At 37.6% G+C, this 17432-nt stretch carries 21 protein-coding genes and 1 pseudogene; 15 read left to right on the forward strand and 7 right to left on the reverse strand.

What is annotated here, in order from left to right; translation table 11 throughout:
* Both VNZ46_RS21675 and VNZ46_RS21680 read left to right on the forward strand, forming a co-directional pair.
* Positions 1 to 417, forward strand: a pseudogene (locus VNZ46_RS21675) (gfo/Idh/MocA family oxidoreductase); the annotation flags it as partial.
* A 170-nt stretch (positions 418 to 587) separates the two neighbouring features.
* Entirely contained in the window at positions 588 to 1046 is a 459-nt protein-coding gene (locus VNZ46_RS21680) for an SRPBCC family protein (protein ID WP_325562517.1), read from the forward strand.
* A gap of 19 nt (positions 1047 to 1065) precedes the next feature.
* Here VNZ46_RS21680 and VNZ46_RS21685 read toward each other — a convergent pair whose 3' ends face one another.
* Positions 1066 to 1317: a hypothetical protein gene (locus tag VNZ46_RS21685; protein ID WP_325562519.1), complete on the reverse strand. Its 252-nt coding sequence runs from the start codon at positions 1315 to 1317 to the stop codon at positions 1066 to 1068.
* Positions 1318 to 2161: 844 nt separating this feature from the next.
* On the opposite strand from VNZ46_RS21685, the gene VNZ46_RS21690 reads away from it, so the two are divergent.
* The 5 genes from VNZ46_RS21690 to VNZ46_RS21710 all read left to right on the forward strand — a co-directional run bounded on the left by VNZ46_RS21690 (position 2162) and on the right by VNZ46_RS21710 (position 4351).
* Entirely contained in the window at positions 2162 to 2761 is a 600-nt protein-coding gene (locus VNZ46_RS21690) for a hypothetical protein (RefSeq protein ID WP_325562521.1), read from the forward strand.
* A 20-nt stretch (positions 2762 to 2781) separates the two neighbouring features.
* Complete coding sequence (locus VNZ46_RS21695; protein WP_325562523.1) at positions 2782 to 3333, forward strand: hypothetical protein; 552 nt, start codon at positions 2782 to 2784, stop codon at positions 3331 to 3333.
* 325 nt (positions 3334 to 3658) lie between these two features.
* A complete protein-coding gene (locus VNZ46_RS21700; protein ID WP_325562525.1) occupies positions 3659 to 3874 on the forward strand; it encodes a hypothetical protein in 216 nt (71 codons plus the stop codon).
* A 42-nt stretch (positions 3875 to 3916) separates the two neighbouring features.
* Positions 3917 to 4093: a hypothetical protein gene (locus tag VNZ46_RS21705; protein ID WP_325562527.1), complete on the forward strand. Its 177-nt coding sequence runs from the start codon at positions 3917 to 3919 to the stop codon at positions 4091 to 4093.
* Between the two features lie 33 nt (positions 4094 to 4126).
* Positions 4127 to 4351 carry a hypothetical protein gene (locus VNZ46_RS21710; protein ID WP_325562529.1) on the forward strand — a complete coding sequence of 75 codons (225 nt, stop codon included), beginning with the start codon at positions 4127 to 4129 and terminating at the stop codon, positions 4349 to 4351.
* A gap of 788 nt (positions 4352 to 5139) precedes the next feature.
* On the opposite strand, the gene VNZ46_RS21715 is transcribed toward VNZ46_RS21710, so the two are convergent.
* From VNZ46_RS21715 to VNZ46_RS21725, 4 genes are all read right to left on the reverse strand, one after another.
* Positions 5140 to 7902 (reverse strand): outer membrane beta-barrel protein, encoded by a 2763-nt coding sequence (locus tag VNZ46_RS21715; RefSeq protein WP_325562531.1) that lies wholly within the window; start codon positions 7900 to 7902, stop codon positions 5140 to 5142.
* Positions 7903 to 7969: 67 nt separating this feature from the next.
* The gene (locus VNZ46_RS21720; RefSeq protein WP_325562533.1) at positions 7970 to 8653 is read right to left on the reverse strand and encodes a hypothetical protein; all 684 of its coding nucleotides are present in this window, start codon (positions 8651 to 8653) and stop codon (positions 7970 to 7972) included.
* Positions 8654 to 8712: 59 nt separating this feature from the next.
* Positions 8713 to 9006, reverse strand: a complete 294-nt coding sequence (locus VNZ46_RS29430; RefSeq protein ID WP_414693521.1) for a carbohydrate-binding module family 14 protein — start codon at positions 9004 to 9006, stop codon at positions 8713 to 8715.
* An 11-nt stretch (positions 9007 to 9017) separates the two neighbouring features.
* Positions 9018 to 10109, reverse strand: coding sequence for a DUF1573 domain-containing protein (locus tag VNZ46_RS21725; protein WP_325562534.1), 1092 nt, complete (start codon positions 10107 to 10109; stop codon positions 9018 to 9020).
* A 278-nt stretch (positions 10110 to 10387) separates the two neighbouring features.
* Between VNZ46_RS21725 and VNZ46_RS21730 the strand changes: the two genes are divergently transcribed.
* Together VNZ46_RS21730 and VNZ46_RS21735 are read left to right on the forward strand one after the other, a co-directional pair.
* Positions 10388 to 10675, forward strand: a complete 288-nt coding sequence (locus VNZ46_RS21730; protein ID WP_325562535.1) for a hypothetical protein — start codon at positions 10388 to 10390, stop codon at positions 10673 to 10675.
* 220 nt (positions 10676 to 10895) lie between these two features.
* On the forward strand, positions 10896 to 11525 hold the full coding sequence (locus VNZ46_RS21735) for a hypothetical protein (protein WP_325562537.1): 630 nt from the start codon (positions 10896 to 10898) through the stop codon (positions 11523 to 11525).
* A gap of 58 nt (positions 11526 to 11583) precedes the next feature.
* Here VNZ46_RS21735 and VNZ46_RS21740 read toward each other — a convergent pair whose 3' ends face one another.
* Entirely contained in the window at positions 11584 to 11955 is a 372-nt protein-coding gene (locus tag VNZ46_RS21740; RefSeq protein WP_325562539.1) for a hypothetical protein, read from the reverse strand.
* 220 nt (positions 11956 to 12175) lie between these two features.
* Between VNZ46_RS21740 and VNZ46_RS21745 the strand changes: the two genes are divergently transcribed.
* Positions 12176 to 12448 carry a hypothetical protein gene (locus VNZ46_RS21745; RefSeq protein WP_325562541.1) on the forward strand — a complete coding sequence of 91 codons (273 nt, stop codon included), beginning with the start codon at positions 12176 to 12178 and terminating at the stop codon, positions 12446 to 12448.
* 211 nt (positions 12449 to 12659) lie between these two features.
* The gene (locus VNZ46_RS21750) at positions 12660 to 13220 is read left to right on the forward strand and encodes a hypothetical protein (RefSeq protein ID WP_325562543.1); all 561 of its coding nucleotides are present in this window, start codon (positions 12660 to 12662) and stop codon (positions 13218 to 13220) included.
* 49 nt (positions 13221 to 13269) lie between these two features.
* Here VNZ46_RS21750 and VNZ46_RS21755 read toward each other — a convergent pair whose 3' ends face one another.
* Positions 13270 to 14487, reverse strand: coding sequence for a GAF domain-containing sensor histidine kinase (locus tag VNZ46_RS21755; protein ID WP_325562545.1), 1218 nt, complete (start codon positions 14485 to 14487; stop codon positions 13270 to 13272).
* A gap of 387 nt (positions 14488 to 14874) precedes the next feature.
* Here VNZ46_RS21755 and VNZ46_RS21760 point away from each other — a divergent pair, with 387 nt between their 5' ends.
* The 4 genes from VNZ46_RS21760 to VNZ46_RS21775 all read left to right on the forward strand — a co-directional run.
* Positions 14875 to 15255, forward strand: a complete 381-nt coding sequence (locus VNZ46_RS21760; protein ID WP_325562547.1) for a hypothetical protein — start codon at positions 14875 to 14877, stop codon at positions 15253 to 15255.
* A 33-nt stretch (positions 15256 to 15288) separates the two neighbouring features.
* Positions 15289 to 16182 (forward strand): hypothetical protein, encoded by an 894-nt coding sequence (locus VNZ46_RS21765; protein WP_325562549.1) that lies wholly within the window; start codon positions 15289 to 15291, stop codon positions 16180 to 16182.
* Positions 16183 to 16202: 20 nt separating this feature from the next.
* Entirely contained in the window at positions 16203 to 16757 is a 555-nt protein-coding gene (locus VNZ46_RS21770) for an SdpA family antimicrobial peptide system protein (RefSeq protein WP_325562551.1), read from the forward strand.
* Positions 16754 to 17432, forward strand: a 679-nt coding sequence (locus tag VNZ46_RS21775; RefSeq protein WP_325562553.1) for a sporulation-delaying protein SdpB family protein, incomplete at its 3' end; no start/stop codon positions are given. The genes VNZ46_RS21770 and VNZ46_RS21775, both read left to right, overlap by 4 nt.

Here is a 17432-nt window from a genome sequence, read left to right on the forward strand (position 1 = left end):
ATGGTATGGGACTCTGCCATGGGAATCGATAACGGCTCTTATAACCGCAACCATGGGATTGCATATATCGGTAACAATGGCACGCTGATCCTGAACAGGGAAGGCTGGGAAGTCATTGAAGAAAAGGCAAGCGGCAATAAAGTTAGCAAGCCCTTTATTAAATCCTCAGATAATGGACTGAACAATCATATGGTCAATTTCTTTAGTGTGGTCAGATCCAGAAAAAAAGAAGAACTGAACTGTTCCATACAGGATGCTGCGCATGTAGCTACCGTTGCGCAAATGGGAAATCTTGCCTTCAGAAGCGAACAAAAATTATCATGGAACAATGCCAAACACCAGTTTACAGACCAGCAGATCAACAATAAATACCTGCTGGCCCAGTATCACAACGGTTACAGCTTACCCAAAGTTTGATCCAACTCAACCTCCCACTTCCCCGAATACCCCCCAAAAAACCTGCACTTCTTTTCTCACTGGACCTTCCGCGAAGAGCTTCAGGCCCTGAGGTGTGAAAAGAAGTGCAGGTTTTTTCCTCGCATCTTCCCCAATCTAGCATCTACCTAAAATATTTCCTTTATTTGTAAATGCCAGTTATCCGTTTAGAAACTATCATAAAAGCCGACCGAGGCATTGTCTTCGATCTTGCCAGAAGCATTGATCTCCATCAAATCTCCACCGCACACACAAACGAACGGGCAATTGCAGGTAAAACTTCAGGATTGATTGAACTAAATGAATCCGTAACATGGGAAGCTAAACATTTTGGAATTGTACAACACCTTAATTCCAAAATCACCGCAATGGAATATCCCAATTATTTTGTTGACGAAATGGTTTCCGGAGCTTTTAAGTCATTTAAGCATGAACATCTATTTGAGCAAAAAGGCGAGGGTACATTAATGGCGGATATTTTTAACTATACCTCCCCAATGGGAATGCTTGGTAAAGTAGCAGACCGATTGTTTCTTAGAAAGTATATGGTAAATCTGTTATTGATCAGAAATAAGGTAATAAAAGAACATGCAGAAACGCTCAATTTATAACCTCAGATAAACAAAAATGCTATATATCTCTGGCTGCTTTTTCTTTCCTGATCGCTTTCAGTGAATTATAAGTTGTAAATCCTGTAGCTGCAAATACAACAGGTAGGAATAAAAAAGCATTGATCTTTTCACCTTTAGCAATCAGTAGATATATACCAACAGCCAGCATGAAAGTACAACTGATAATTGTGAGGGTCACACTCGTTTTAAAAATAGATTCATTTTTAAGCAATTCTTTATTGCTCATATCCTGTGGTGGTTTAATAGCCATAAAGATCAATTAGCGTTTGTAGATGACCAAATATTGTGAGTTTAATCGAATTCTGCAAGACAAATAAAGAAATCCTCACCCTCCCCGGATATCCCCAAAAAAAACCTTGCACATCTTTTCACACCTCAGGGCCTGAAGCTCTTCGCGGAAGGTCCAGTGAGAAAAAGATGTGCAGGGTTTTTCACCCTCCATTTCCCATTCCGTCTGAGAACACGACAGACAAAGTATTACTCTATTCATTTTAATACAGAAAATTTCTAATTTCACATTTATAATTAAAAGTGTAATAATGGAACCCCATTTGATATTATTTGCTCTCTGGCCCTTTATAAGTTTCATCCTCCTTATCCTAGTAGTTAGATGGGTAGTAAAGACCGTTGCTAACGTATTTGCCAAAAAATAAATTCTAGTCCCCTTTCGTCGATTAATATTTCCAAGTACCGGGCTATTCTTCCTGTAACAGGATAGAAAGCAAGTAACTATCATTAGTATAATCTTGATGGTATTATATCTGCATGATCGCAATGCACATTACCGTAATGTACATTGCGATAATATCATAAACATATACAAATTCCTCTTATTCCTCAAATCACCAAATAACATATCTCTTCCCTCCCCAGATACCCCTCCAAAAAACCCTGCACCTCTTTTCACACCTCAGGGCCTGAAGCCCTTCGCGGAAGGTCCAGTGTGAAAAGAAGTGCGGGGTTTTCCACAAAATTTTGATTCGCTCCTCAATATTATCATAAAACAATCAAAATTTAATTTTTATATAATAATTGAAACTATAAATCATTATATATAGCTTTGCAACCATTAACTAATTATAAAAAAACGAACAATGGGAACATATCTAAAAACAGGAATCATTACCAGATTCAGTACAAGCCATGAAGAACTACAAAAAACAAAAATCCATGGCATTAACCCAGAAGAAACATTTTCACATCTACTTGTATCCAATGAAAGTGCATACAAATTGGAAAAAATAGGCAACGAATACATCTGGACCTTAAAACCAGCAATTATAGAAGATGAATTAGGCGCCTTCATAACAGAGTATTACGATGACCTCTACGGATCAAAATCTCATTATAGAAGAGAAATCCTGGAACTAACCTATTTCTTCAAAACAACCCCCACGTATTCAGAAATCCAACTTTACTTAGAAAATATTTATAACAGAGTTTTTTGTGCAGACAACTACCGTAAACAATACATCAATTTCCAAACTCAAAAAGTAAAGTGCCAAACCGATGTCATTCTATTAAGTGCCGAAGCACAAGTGCTATACAAGCCAGATTATGATCACCTCCCTTTCTTTGAAAAAGCCATAAGAACCCGATACTTAGATTTCGAGATAGGAGGCAGCCTATTTATAGAGGCAAATAATAGAAAGCCAATGCTCGCAGAGAAAAAAGAACCATCAATAATCTTCTAAACAATAAATAACGTTAAACAATGGGAACATACATTACAACAGGAATAATCACAGAATTCACCGTCGAAACTAAATCGATAGAAAACCTGAAAGCCAAGAGCAAAACACCTATAGATTACTTTTTAAATGCAGTTGTAGATAATCCTACCTCATTTAACTTCAGCGAAACAGAAAAGGTATACAACTGGACTTTAAAAACAGAAATTATGGAAAAAGAATTAAAACCCTTTCTAGAACAATACTACAATGACATGTATGGAACAGAATACGCCTTAGACGAAGATTGCGAAGAAATTCTATCATTTTTAAACACAAACCCAACCCAATCGGAAATCGAGGCTTATTCCCAAGAGGCTGGTAACCCAAATTTTAGCGAGGTCTATAATTACAGACAAAACATTACAGTCGAATCGCAAGAAATATCCATTAGTATCGGTACAATTATGTTGAGCTCAGAAGGTAAAGTTTCATACGAATCCATCTTTGGACATTTAGAGTTTTTTCAAAAATCACTTCGAAAAACCTACAAGCAAAGTCCACTTGGAGGTTGTTTAATTATAGACATCGACTAAACAAGAACATTTATTACGATTATGATACAAACTAAAAAACACAAATCGCCCCTCGGAGAAATCATCACTAAATCCTCAGAGTTTTATTCAATAGGCGAACAAAAAATTAAAGATATAAACGCCGGCAACTACAAACGTGCACGAAGCATATCATTTGCTTTAGCACACTCCTCTTCCGTCATTCTAATACCACTCGGCGGAGGAAACCAAGAAGCAAATCCACACCCAATCCTATCACCACCTCAAAAAGAACACCCTCTTAAATTTCCTTCCTCAAAACGTCGAATTCCATTTCTACATATCTTATTCGACTATTGCTAAAACTGTGGAAGAAATATTACAATACAAAAACTACTACACGTTGGTACATTTTAGTGCTGTAGATGAAGTCTTTTACGGAAAGATCCTTGCTATTAACGATCTTGTTAGTTTCGAAGGATCCTCGGTAAAAGATCTAAAAACTGCATTTAAGGAAGCAGTTGAAGACTATTTGAAACCCTGTTCACAAATAGCAAAACGTCCGGAAAAGCGTTCTATTTAACTTTAAACATCAAATTCATAACAAAAACAAATAACAAAAACAATGGGTATAGACGAACTTATAATTGCAATGGCCGAAGACAGAGGCGCTAAAAAAGTTGAAGCTAAAGCAAAAAGAAGAATAAAGACACTGGCTCGTGCAATGAAGAAAGATAACTTATCAGTCAAGCAAATAGTAAAGTACACTAAGCTTTCTCCAGAACAAATCGAGGCATTATAAATAGTAACACATAAACTCACAATCCGTACACCAATGGAAGAAAAAAAACGAGAGAAAACTGTCCCAAGCACATTACAACCTGTCCTTGCAAGAATTGATAGGAATTTCAAATCATTTGGCGAACGACTCGATGAAGTCGAAGCTAAAATCGATTCACTTAATGAAAGAATGGATTCCCTACTAAAGGAGTCCTCCTCAACAATAAAAATCCTTGGAACCAGATTTAATGATATAAAAACTGAATTGAATAAGATTTAAACACATGGAAACAAAGAACATAAAAACAGATGAACTCGTTGATACACCTGAACCTGCAGCAATAGCTTTAGTCTTGTCACAAGTAGAAGAGTAGTACTATTCCCTGAACAAATTGAAAACGCAAAAAAGTATTTAAAACAGATAAACGAAGAAACAGCAATTTAACCACCCTCCCCGGTCTGCACCCAAAAAAATCTGCACCTCTTTTCATACCTCAGGGCCTGAAGCCCTTCGCGGAAGGTCCAGTGAGAAAAGAAGTGCAGGTTTTTCCCCTTACTCACTCCCATTTAGAATTTCTTGCAACTTTCTGTCGAAAATTCTTAAAATTATATAGAGATAAACTTGCGATCAGAAGGATAATAAATCTTAAGAACCATTTTTTTTCGGATCTATTATTTATAAAAATTCCCCTGAATGTTCAGAGGCTTTACAATCTATATCTTGGTGTTAAGGTATCAAAGGTTTATACATGGGATGTTCATACCGCTTTAATTCCGCATCAGATATCACCTGAAATTTCATACGAAGAATACCATTATCAATCAATTTGATTAATCCGGCACTTTTCGTTATCACAACACCTTTAGTATTGGCTTTTCTATTATGCGATGCTAGTCCCATTCTTGTTATATATTATTAATATAAAGATACCATATCGATTAAATATAACAAAATAATCAATGGTATCACCCCCTCCTGTCTGCACCCAAAAATAAACCCGGTCCTCTTTTCACACCTCAGGGCCTGAAGCTCTTCGCGGAAGGTCCAGTGTGAAAAGAAGACCGGGTTTATTTGATAAACATCCCGTTTCTGGCCCTCGCCTTCCCTGCATTGCCTCCAGCCGACCAATGCTGAGGGCTCCATGAAAACTGTAATAAAAAATACCTGCTATCAGGATTAGAATGGCTATCTACAAACCCATTGCTCATTAATGTACGCGAAAAGAAATTGTTTTGTTTCAAAGCATCCATAAGAACAACACTTACAATACCATTTTTTTGCTTAAATATTCTTCTCTCAAGATTTAAGTTCAGGATAAACGGATTATGATTATCATTAAAGCCCCGCACCAAACTCTTACCAGCATCAAAACCGAATACAAACACCTTGGACAAATAAGCCTTACCATAAACATTAAACTCCGTAATGCCCGAATGAATTCCAGAAAAACCGGGTAAGGAAAACGCAGTCCTGTTGAAAATGAATTTGATTCCCGGATTAACATCCAGCCAGTTTACAGGCGTGGTTTCAAAAACAGCTTGCTGTGTCAAACCCCATGTTTTACCAATATTTTTCAAACCATCATTCATAGAAACCGAATTAAAATAATTGGCCATTCCATTTATTTTAATCGCATAATGAACATTCTCAAAACTCTTGGATACATTATAATAGCCCATCAAACTATAATCCCCATTGGCATTCACATAATGCGTTTCTCTACGCACACCAAAATCCGGATCCTTGATCAGGATCTGGTTACTCACTACTTTGTTATTCGTAAATATACCCGAAACACGAACATCTAACTGAAGTTTAGCTTCTGTAGAGAACATCATATAAGATAGACTTGGCCGGTGCAGGACTGCTGTTTTTAAAGCGGTATTGCCCATCTGTATATTCAGCGGATCACTGATATCTGGAATCGGCAATACCTGTGCAAAAGCCGGCTGTTGAATTGCAGCCGTATAACCCAATTTGAATTCAGCCCTTTTGCTCGGACTTAACCTGAAGTCCAGCTCCGGAATAACCGTATAAGAATCTCTTTGGATCACATTTTTTAGTACACCATAAGATCCCCTGAGATGACTCCCCACCACTTTCACTCCAAAATTCAATTCATACCAGGTATTCCTGTTGTAAGCAAATTTTAAACTGAATGGGTTATCTATGGTTTGATAGCTAAATTTACGGCTTAAGGAGTCTATTTCCCTTGCTCCTCCATAACCATCAAGCGCGTTAACCACCTGACTGCTGTTGTTGTCCGAATAACTCACCGCAGCAACCAGACTCATCTTCAGAAACTTACGAATTGGCAAACTATAAACAGCCTGTAAAGCTTGGTTACGGCCTAAACGCGAAATATCCCTTAAATAATGTAATCGCGGTTCCTCACTTCCCATCTCAGGCACAATATTGTCAAACATATTCTCATCATCGCGGTCCTCATTCACTTTCTTAGCAGAAGAGCTGAACTGAAAAGAAAGACTTGAACCAACAGGTTTAAAAAAATGAGTATAAAGTACCGAGGCATTGTAAGCAGGAATCTTAGCCTCGCTCCCATTGACAGACTGCTGCTTGATATTGATGGCACCGCTTTGCAAAAACCTTTGATCAGATGAACTTTTATTATCGTTATAATCCAGATTGGTTGTGATCACAAATTGATCAGATTTGGCCGGATTATAATTCACCACGCCTCTAAAAGAATGATTTTGGCTATGGCTGTTTCCCATTGTTGACCGGTTGCCACGAACCAGCCCCGCGCTATAATACTCTTCCGAAACAGAATTACTGAAGGTGCTGGAACTTGATTCTTTAAAACGATAACTGCTTTCAAAGGTAAGATGCTTATTGAGCTGGTCACTATAATTCAATCCACCATCCAGATCTTTGATCTGACCACCTTCAATACTTGAGCCTTGCCTGGAAAAATCAAAATAGCCCGGTTTAGAATTACTAATCGTACCCACAGGGGGGGTATTGTTAATCCCCGCAGGCATTTGACCCATCGAGGTATTGGCTCCAATTTGCTTAAAGCCATCAATGCGTTTAAAAGAGCCGGAAGCATAATACCGGTCATCTAAATCGGATTCGCCCGTAAACCCATACATGATGCCTACCGATTTGTCAACTTTAGAGATCACATTTAAAACCTTTGTGGATTCACCACTTTTAACACCGGTTGCCGCCGCCTGATCACCATAGTCATCAATGATCTGTATCCGTTCAACAATATTTGCAGGCAATTCTTTAATCGCACTCTTAATATCCCCTCCAAAATAGTTGATACCATTAAATTTTGCCCGCTTTACCTCCTGCCCCTGATGCGTTACATTACCTGCTTTATCAACGGATACACCTTCCATTTTTCTCAACAGATCTTCGAGCTTAGCATAATCACGAATTATATAGTCGTCGGCCCAGAATTCAACCGTATCTTTTAAATACTTAGGCCCGGTTTTTCCTTTAATCTCGACCTCATTTAAAAGCTGATGTTCAGATCTCAAAACAATGGGCTTAAGCACCAAACGGGCTTTGGTGTCATTATTTAAATATTTACGGGAATTGTTTAAATAACCTAAGCCCCCAACACTAATTATAAACTCGGCCAGTTTTACATTCTTAAACACAAAAACACCTTGTCCATTGGTTAGGGTTTGCAGGGTATCTTTCAAAGAAACCAAACGAACAGTTACACCTTCAATTCCTGTATCTGTAGAGTCTTTTACCACACCACTTACTTCTCTTAAAGCCAGAGGAACAGTAACCACAGGCTTATTTTGCCCATACAAGACATAACACACCATTACCCCTATAAAAGAGCACATGATTTTCTTCAGATATGGCTTAACTACGATGATAGCACTTATGATTTGAGGAAAGCAGATCTTTAGTCTACTTCGATTTTATGACAATTTGGTAAATCCCTTTCATCTCCGTGACGGAGAAAAGATCAATTAAATCTTCTTTGCGTATAAGACTCTGGTTGTCCATGGTAGAGCTGCTAAGTAATCTAGCCATTGCACTATTATTATTTCCCTTTAAACGAATAATGAAATTCAATACTTTCAACTGCGCGGGTATCACTTCTTGTATATTTTTGAAGGGAATAGCAAATTCCATCGTATAAACGGGGCCATCGGTTTCAGTTTCACTAACCATTGCTGCATTGATACCATACTCATTATAAACAGAAATAACACTATCCTGGATACTCGGAATACCCCGCAGGGAAATCAGATCCTGCTCTACCTTTCCTGATTCAACCATAGGATAAGTGAAATTCAGCTCGTTTTTCCCGTCAACCAAAATAAAACTCAATCCGCCTTTATTAATCTTAATTGCATTCTTATCCTTCCTGATAGCGAGATACAAGTACTTATCGTCGTTTGCCAGTGCGTATGACAGCCTTGTTACTTTATCATCCTTCCAATCTGAAGCTTTCCAATCATCGAGTTTGCCATCAACCTTGATGCCCAACCCCTTTTTGGCAGAAACAGCCTGTTTTATAATTTGAGCTTGTGAACAATAACATAAGAAGCCGAAGCCAAAAATAAGTGAATAGGTTTTGAAGTTCATAGGATGAGTGTTAGGGTAGAAAAAGGTGTGATTTAGCATCAGCACCTTTCTTTTAAAGATTAATGGGCTGGTGGAACATAGTTACACGGTGGGGCAGGATTTTTAGCTTCATTTTCATAAGTGCACACACGTTCGTCTGGGCTAAATACTAATCCTCCCTGGCATTGAAATGTTAATGGAATACGTTGAGTTCCCTGCAGAACCACACAAATGTAAAACCTGGTACAATCAGTAGGATAAGGCATCGGTCCACTATCTACAGAACCGTCCGGGCACACAATACTTGGGGTAGTCTGAGCAAAAACGGAAAAGAAAGCCAATAGACATAGGGCAATTGAAATTGATTTTTTCATATAGTTCTGGTTTAAATAATTTGGGCAATTCCATTAATATTAATTTGTAGAGGTTCCGTAGGTGAATTTGAAAAAACAAATAAACTTTGGTTAAATACACCTTCATTTCTGATCGCATAACTCACCTTAATTTCTCCGGTTTTTCCTGAAAGTATCGGTTCATGCGACCAGGTAACATTCAGACAATCACAAGATACTTTTACATTACTTATAACAAGTTGTTCCTTTCCTACATTTTTAACAGGGATCAATATCGTTTTCATTGCACCAACTTTTTCCTTCCCGAAGTTGATTTCAGTCTGTGGAGTTGTAATTAGTGGCTGACTCACCGCTTCATGATGACCAGTAGCCACATAACGAAGTTCATTTCTTAGCGACTGGTAAAGTAAAACATCTAATTCTTCCTGGTAAACAGTTATAACAGAATCTGCTAATTTCGCAGCTCTAATGGTATCACCAGCACTTTGCATAGCCTTAGCCAATATATAATTGTTAAAGAAATATGGCTTTTTAAGAGTATTTTTGATAAGACTGTCTATCTGACCCTGATCTAATTTCTTTCCATGCTGGATAATAGTAGTATATCTGAATAACTCATTTATAAACCCTATTTTTTGATCATCTGAAAATGTTATTTTATCCACATTATTTAAGAATGGCCTTTTTGAGTTATAAAAAACCTTTCCAGAATAAACTGATGGCAATGCTTGCAACAATATCTCTGGTCTGGCCCCTCTAAAATATCCCTTTATTGAACCACTCTTGTCAAAAATCAATGTCAAAGGAAAACTATAGTCCCTAAATAATTGATTTAATACGGATCCGTTTCCATTAACAGCTATAGAATTAATATTTAAATTGGAATTCAAAAGAAGATTGCCGGTCTCATTAAGTTGATTAAGTTCTCTTTTATAAATATCACATAACTCGCACCCGCCTTTAGTTAAGATCAGTACTAAATATTTACCACTTGTTTTTTGCTTATCCAATATTTGGGACAATGTATTTGTACCATTAAAATCAATTTCAGCCTTTTGGGGCTTACAGCTAAAAAACAGAATACTTAAGCATAACGAGAGGTAGAGAATGGGAGCGTTTTTCATGAATTTAATACAAGTTAATTTTTACTAAAATAAGGCTAACATTACTCCCCAACAATAGATATTACCTATCATTTTCATCCCCACCTTACTATTCCCCTTTGGAGGGGGACACGGCGTATACCCGCATACCGCAAAACTAAATATCATTAAATTATTTTTTATTAATCATTAAACAAATAATGATTCTTTAAATTACTACACATACATTGGTAACATATAGAAAAAATGAATGGAAGAAAAACACAACACAAGCCCAGAACGATTCTACCAGGAAGTATATGTTAAAGAACTTAGACAATATGCCACCAGCGTGGAGTGAAAAACCAGAGTTTGTGAAATTATTAGAGATAGCAGAAGTTAGCAATTTAAGCCCAGAAGAAATGAACGCATATCAGCACGATTTAAAAATGCTTAGAGATGAGCATAATGTTAGGGAATTTGCCATTGAAGAGGCGGTGAAGGAAAAAGCCATTGAGTTTGCATATGAAATGAAGCAAAATGGTGAACCTATTGACAAAATCATCAAATACACCAAATTAACCACGGAGCAAATAGAAGCCCTGTAGCCACCATACTATTTCCCTTCCCCGGTCTCCACCCTGCAAAAAAGACCTGTACCTCTTTTCACACCTCAGGATCTGTAAGATCCAGTGAGAAAAGAAGTACAGGTCTTTTTAATAAACACACCATATAACGCATATTAACCCGTTTGGCAACTTATTTCATCCAGATTGTTCGCTGATTGTAAATTGATATTTATATTTATACCACCAACCATTTTTAATTATGCGCTCTATTAAACAAGTTGCCTCCTCCAGTTTATTAATCGCCGCTTTGGCGCTTACCCTATTCGGCTGTCATTCAAAACCTCCCAGGATATACAAATCAGAATATGATAAAATACTAACCGAAAGGGAAAAACAGGCAGCATCCAAACGTACAGACAGTCTTGGTGCCTTACTCTCTGTTATCCGTTATGAAATAGCAACGGATAACAAAAAGGATTTTGAAGATGGGATTATTCCCTGGGCTAGCCTCGAGAAACCTGAACTGGATATACCACATCTTGTAGATAAAGACAAAGTGGTTATCCCAGATAACCACGTAACGGTTATCATAGACTATCCGTTAAATAACGAATATCGCTTTGAATTAACCTCGCCCTCAGGTTTCACCAGAGAATTGCTTTTAAGAGAGATCAGTAAACATTACTACCAGCTTTATAAAGAGGAAGAAGAAACAGCTAAAACCAAAACAGTTCCACTTAAAGAAAGGAAAGAACTCTATAACAGAAACCAAACAGATGGAAAATACGGCATCTGGGGCCATGATATAGCAGACCTGGTACTCACAGAGGTTAAGGTATACAAAAACTCAGAAGGTAAAATTCTACTACAACTGGGTGTAGACTCATAGGCTTTATAAAGCTACTGGCCATATCTCCTGGAGCATAAAGTTCTCTCCCGACTGCTGCCTATCTCACATCAATCTTTGTAGCCGTGCTTTCAAATTGAAAGTAGGCTTTGTGTATAAACAAACTGAGCGCAAATACAGCTGCCAATGCAATCCATGCAGTAGATTCGGACCTAGTCGCACTACTTGCAAAAGCGTAAGCTAAAAAGCCCCATCCAAAGGAAAAGACTATTGCGAAAACATATCGGAATATTCGGATCCTAAAAAACAGATAACTCATGAGGAGCATGGAGCCAATGAAAATAATAATTCCAAGAATCCAATTTAAGCTATATTGCTTACATACCCAATAGGAAAAAAATGCACCAGAAAACAGCATTTCAAGTACAGCCAAAGGAGTTCCTCTCCTTCTAACGATAATTCTTTCTGCCATAGTAGATTTATTTACTATTCTAAAATAATATTTTTATTTTAAAATCTGAAAATCAACAAGATATGATATGACCTGTGCTTGATGTTAACCTATGGCTTGTATACCGCCCACAATTTGCCTTCAAACTTAATAGATCTGAAATACGAAATATTTTATTTAAAAAAATATTATTTGTATGATATTATCAATAACTTACAATGAAAATTAAGTTAAGAAGCAAATGAATAATCTAAAAAACATCATCACAAGTCTACAGTTTATATTTGCCGTTGCAACCGTATTAACCTTCAGTTTGGAAATGAATCAGCAGATCGCATTCATATCTTTACTCATGCTGGGCGCATTTTTGTTTCTAACTTTTTACCTCATCAGTCTGGATAGAAAATCTTCGGAAAACAGAATCTACCAGTTGTTTAAAAAACAAAGGAATGCTGTTCCTCCTATTCGTAACAATGCTACCTCTATGAGGAATGCTGGTGAACCGGCATTTTAGAATTATGGGAGAAAATCTTGATGCAATTGCTGTAGGATTATTTTAGATTTACAAGAACACAAGGATATATCTATATACAAACACATAGATATCTTTGAAGTTTCTTAGTACCCAGTGCAGACATCAGGCAGTGAGCTATTATTTACCATAATACGTTCAATGAAACTTCTTAGATATTTACTTCCGGGTATTTAAGGCTAAATAAAAAAATATGAAAACAGCTTTTTTTAAAAACAGATTGACCGGTCAGCTCCTAGCGCTTTCTCTTATGGCTTTTACAGTTTCCTGCCAGAATAAGACAAGCAATCCAAGTAAAGAAACCCAGACCATAAGTAAAGAAGTGGGTAAAGACCTTACTTTAGAAGATCTGAGGCTAAAAGGGATGAAGTTCAAAAATCTAAAGCCTCATAAACAAAATGAGCCTAAAATATACCGCACCCCTTCTGCTTTGGCAACCTATAATTTTGGAGAAGAAAATAGCCATTTAAAGGGTATATATATAGAATCCTTCACCTCTCCAAAAAACACCATGGATGAAGCCTCTGTTAGGATATATGAGTATGACACAGTGGAGGAAGCAGAAGTTGCAGTCAATAATCCAGATTTTAAAGATGGGAACGGTTCAATACTCACACTTGGCCGTTTTTTGATCCTACTATACAGCAGAGACGATCAGATTGCAGAAAACTACCAACAAATGGCCGATTTCTATTTCGATAAAGGAGCAATTCTAAGAAAAAACGATATGGACTACATCAAAAAGGAAAGTTAATATTAATACTGCAGCAGCACTATTTGTATTAGGAGATGGTAAGTAATATTTATTCCACCTGCTTTTGAAAAGGTATCTTTACGTTAAAGCATGCACCCGATCCTATTTTATTATAAATTTCCATCGTACCGCCCAAACCCTTGATCAGGTGTTTAACCAATTCAAGGCCGAAACCATAGCCCTTCTCTCCGCAAGTACCATTCGTACTTGAATTGCTGCCCAGTTCTAAATGTTTAAGCGCCTCTTCACTAATACCTGCACCGGTATCTGAGATCTTCAAATCGAGCAGATGCTGATCCTCTTGCTCAATTAAGCTCATATCAACCTTAACCACTCCATTTTCCGGGGTAAACTTAATGGCATTAGAAATCAGATTGCCAGTAATTTGCAGCAACTTGTTCTTAGGAAAAGGCGATAAGGTATTACCCTCATTAAGCTGAATGAGCAGGTTAATGTTTTTATTTTTTGCCTGGCCATTATAGAGATCCTCCAACTTACATTTAAATACACTCAGGTTCAATTCATTATCCGTCAGTTTTCTACCCTGCTGGTCTTCGGTCAAAATCTCATCGGCCAACTCTAACAAAGACTTACTGCTTTTGTGGATCAATTGAATAAAATCCAGTACCTCGCTCAGATCATTGCCATTCCCTTGCTGTACAATAATATTAGATAAGCCAATAATCCCTGCCAATGGCCCGCGAATATCATGTGCAACTTTACTTTTTGTTTGGTTCGCATTCTTAACTTCGCTCTTCAATTCCCTTATAGCGCGGTAGGTATTGATACGGTTGATCACCTGACCTGCTATAATTTTCAGCATTTCAATCTTTTCAGGGCTCAGATTTTTAGGAACCGTATCCACTACACACAGGGAGCCAATCTGCTGGCCATCTGGATCTGTAAGCGGTACACCCAGATAATACCGAAGCGACAAAGGCGCCTTAGTAAAATCTTTATCCTCAAAGCGCTTATCCAATAGAAGATTTGAAACTTCAAATTGCGGCTGCCCCATAATGGTATACTGGCACAGAGACTCTTCTCTTGGCGTTTGCTGTACTTCCAATCCATGCCCCGAAATGGTCCAGGTAGTATAGGAATCAATCAGGTTGATCAGCGAAATATCGGTACCAGCTACTTTGGCAGCCAGCATAGCCAGGTCTTTAAATTCTTCAGAAAGTTCGGAATAATCCAGATCAAGTTCAGACAAATTCAACAATCTTTGCATCTCATTTGCCGGCACGGGGAAAGTCTCTTCTAATATCATTTTTTTAAAAATACAATTATATTACGCTCAGCACTAATAAACAAGCGATGTAAGTTAAATTACCGACAAATTTATCAACCTACCAAGCCTGTAGAAAAATTAATCTCTGCCAGAATGATACAACGTCTCAAACAATATTTGCATTTATGCAATTAAATAATTACCTTCAAGTAGCTTTATATAAACACGTTATAGCAGCATATTAATAGTTCTCTTCTTATTAACTTAAACGCTCTTCAAATGAAACGCCTCAAAATCCCATTGCCCTAATACAACTAACTTCTGCTTTTCCCCTTGTGCAAACAGTGTTTGTAGCCTCAATTGTTATGCTTATTGTACCCCAGGTTCAATAGTAATTTAAGAACAACGTATTTTTTCGCTCCGCAAATGACATTACTCGAAAGTAAAATATACTGGGCTTATGAACAGGAACTCTCCCAGGAAAAGAGCTGGCTAAAAAGCATAATGGGGCTTTTCTCTTTTACTCCCCCTTTACATGCTCATGAAGGAAAAGTTTCCCTGTCCGAAAGAAGCCTGGAAATTACAGGCGATGAAAATCTGTCCTTACCACTCCGCAGTATAGAAGAGGTCTATCTGGGATTTGACGATGTCTTTCCCGCTTCCTCCGTAAAAAATTTCGGCCTCTTCTGGCAGCCTTTAAGGCTTAGGTTTAATGATGAAGAAGTTATTTATATGATTACAGACTACAATGGTGTCAAAACAAATAATCAAATCTGGTATGAAACACTCAAAGAGATATTACAATAACTAATTATTAAACACCTTAAATTAACATCTAACATGGAAAAAATCAGAAATCTCGCTCGAAAATGGTACATCACCATTCCCATGGCATCCATTATTTTTTATGCCAGTTGTAAAAAAAGTGACTCCTCAACCAATGTCAAGACAGGAAAGGAGTACACAGGAGAGGAAATTTTTAAAGCGCTGTATTTTGGTGATGGCAAAGCCACAGCACTTGTTTCAGATTATGTATTTGATTTCAAAAATGCATTTAGCGATACGGATGCAAAATATGATATTGAAAAAGTAGAAAACGAAATTCTCAATAAAATAAAAGGCACTGACAAAGACTTTTTTGAGAAGTTTGGAACAGAAATTAAAAGTGGAAATGTAGGCAGGGTAAAAAATGCCTTAAAGACAGCAACCACGGCAATGCGTAAATCCCTGGATGTTGACAGTAAACTTCAGGATCTAAAAGTCAATGGAACAGCCAAGCAAGAACTTTTAGTAGAGTTTAAACAAGACGGAGGCTACAAACTAAAATCCAAAGAGGTCGTCAACTTACTCAATACAGACAAATACAAATCGCTCTTGCGCAAAGTCTTTAATGTAAAAGACAAACACGCCTCCGCCGCTTTGGCTGCGGCCGCCGAAGACGAAACAGAAGATCTTTCAGGAGGTGTTTATTATAAAAACACAAACATCTATATCCACAGACAAACCTTCGTATACCTATGGGTAGCAGCCGTGGGTGGTGCGGTAGCCTTAGTTGCTATATTTGTGGAACAGTCGCCCGTTCAGGATACCCCGGTACCAAATCTGGATGTAGACCGGGCTGTAGACGTGGATATAGACACCGTAGCCGTACCTGTACCAGAGAATAGGGCACAAGTGCTTAATTTACGTGGACAAGAGTTTGTTGCAACAATAGCAAATGCATTTTCAAAATAGCCCTGTAAAGCCATTAAGCTATGCCACCTAAATTAAAGGCCTTTATCATTTTTCTAGTTGGTTTTTGGATAGCAGTGATTATTTCATTGCTATCCATTTCACTCAACTATAACACACTATCCAGATACTTTTTAAAACAAAAATTATTTGTAAACATGCTGATTCCGGAGGGCTGGGGATTTTTCACCAGAAATCCACAGGAGGTAAGACTCTATTATCTCATCAGAGATCAACAAGGTTGGGTTTTAGATCCAAATACTAAAAGAGCCAATCTAAGAAACATATGGGGACTAAGCCGCACCTGTGCCTACATCAATAATATTTACGGGCTAAAGGTATTAAAGAAGGCTAATTCACAGCACTGGAGCTCCTGTACAGACGAACAATTTCTTCACGTTCAAAAAGACACCATCATGCCTCAGCAAATGATCTTACCCACAAAATATAGCGACTATATACCAAAACAAGTCCTGATTTTAAGAAAGAGCATCACGCCCTGGGCATATCGAAATTTCATCAGCCATACTGGGGATTCCATTAGGTATATAAAAGTAAACATCACATTTAAAGATTGAAAACATTCCTCACCTTCGAATATCCTGTAAAGAATCCCTGGACCAATGTTTACGGACTCGCCAGATCTGTTTTAGCATGTGGCACTATGCTCACACTTTTATTTAATACGGCAAAAATATTATTCCCTGTAGTCAGTCAGAGTCAAGTTCCCAATCTAACGGAGAGCCTTCTTTACAGATTAAATTTCTTTTTCCTTTTCAGAGATCATGGAGAAATAGGCCGGTTCCTGGCCGTTTTTCTGTTGTTGATGGTGGTGATTGGTTACCGACCAAGGTTAACGGCAATATTTCATGCTTGGATTTCCCTCAGCTTTATGCGGTATTCTATCTTTATTGAGGGTGGCGACCAATTAACCGGTATTTTAAGTACGCTGATGCTTCCAATTGCCTTAACAGATTCCAGGATCTGGCACTGGCAAAAAGAAATAAAAGTAAGCAAGCTCTTTAATAATGATTATTTAAAACTATTTCTCCTCTCTCTTTATATTTTTATACGCCTTCAGGTCAGCATCGTCTATCTTCATGCTGCAACGGCTAAATTTGGAGTAACAGAGTGGATTAATGGAACCGCTGTCTATTATTGGTTTAACGATCCCGCTTTTGGCCTGAATTATTGGATTGGTAGAATAATCCACCCCTTACTTAATATTCCATTCTTCGTATTTACTTTATCCT

The organism is Pedobacter sp. (assembly GCF_035566355.1).
Lineage (GTDB): Bacteria > Bacteroidota > Bacteroidia > Sphingobacteriales > Sphingobacteriaceae > Pedobacter.

Bases quoted from the DNA above. Each gene is read 5' to 3' on its own strand.
- VNZ46_RS21765 (WP_325562549.1), top strand. From the start codon at position 15,289: ATGGAAAAAATCAGAAATCTCGCTCGAAAATGGTACATCACCATTCCC.
- VNZ46_RS21695 (WP_325562523.1), top strand. From the start codon at position 2,782: ATGGGAACATACATTACAACAGGAATAATCACAGAATTCACCGTCGAA.
- VNZ46_RS21715 (WP_325562531.1), bottom strand. From the start codon at position 7,902: ATGTGCTCTTTTATAGGGGTAATGGTGTGTTATGTCTTGTATGGGCAA.
- VNZ46_RS21685 (WP_325562519.1), bottom strand. From the start codon at position 1,317: ATGGCTATTAAACCACCACAGGATATGAGCAATAAAGAATTGCTTAAA.
- VNZ46_RS21680 (WP_325562517.1), top strand. From the start codon at position 588: ATGCCAGTTATCCGTTTAGAAACTATCATAAAAGCCGACCGAGGCATT.
- VNZ46_RS21760 (WP_325562547.1), top strand. From the start codon at position 14,875: ATGACATTACTCGAAAGTAAAATATACTGGGCTTATGAACAGGAACTC.
- VNZ46_RS21710 (WP_325562529.1), top strand. From the start codon at position 4,127: ATGGAAGAAAAAAAACGAGAGAAAACTGTCCCAAGCACATTACAACCT.
- VNZ46_RS21750 (WP_325562543.1), top strand. From the start codon at position 12,660: ATGAAAACAGCTTTTTTTAAAAACAGATTGACCGGTCAGCTCCTAGCG.
- VNZ46_RS21770 (WP_325562551.1), top strand. From the start codon at position 16,203: ATGCCACCTAAATTAAAGGCCTTTATCATTTTTCTAGTTGGTTTTTGG.
- VNZ46_RS21740 (WP_325562539.1), bottom strand. From the start codon at position 11,955: ATGGCAGAAAGAATTATCGTTAGAAGGAGAGGAACTCCTTTGGCTGTA.
- VNZ46_RS21735 (WP_325562537.1), top strand. From the start codon at position 10,896: ATGCGCTCTATTAAACAAGTTGCCTCCTCCAGTTTATTAATCGCCGCT.
- VNZ46_RS21725 (WP_325562534.1), bottom strand. From the start codon at position 10,109: ATGAAAAACGCTCCCATTCTCTACCTCTCGTTATGCTTAAGTATTCTG.
- VNZ46_RS29430 (WP_414693521.1), bottom strand. From the start codon at position 9,006: ATGAAAAAATCAATTTCAATTGCCCTATGTCTATTGGCTTTCTTTTCC.
- VNZ46_RS21745 (WP_325562541.1), top strand. From the start codon at position 12,176: ATGAATAATCTAAAAAACATCATCACAAGTCTACAGTTTATATTTGCC.
- VNZ46_RS21755 (WP_325562545.1), bottom strand. From the start codon at position 14,487: ATGATATTAGAAGAGACTTTCCCCGTGCCGGCAAATGAGATGCAAAGA.
- VNZ46_RS21705 (WP_325562527.1), top strand. From the start codon at position 3,917: ATGGGTATAGACGAACTTATAATTGCAATGGCCGAAGACAGAGGCGCT.
- VNZ46_RS21730 (WP_325562535.1), top strand. From the start codon at position 10,388: ATGTTAAAGAACTTAGACAATATGCCACCAGCGTGGAGTGAAAAACCA.
- VNZ46_RS21720 (WP_325562533.1), bottom strand. From the start codon at position 8,653: ATGAACTTCAAAACCTATTCACTTATTTTTGGCTTCGGCTTCTTATGT.
- VNZ46_RS21690 (WP_325562521.1), top strand. From the start codon at position 2,162: ATGGGAACATATCTAAAAACAGGAATCATTACCAGATTCAGTACAAGC.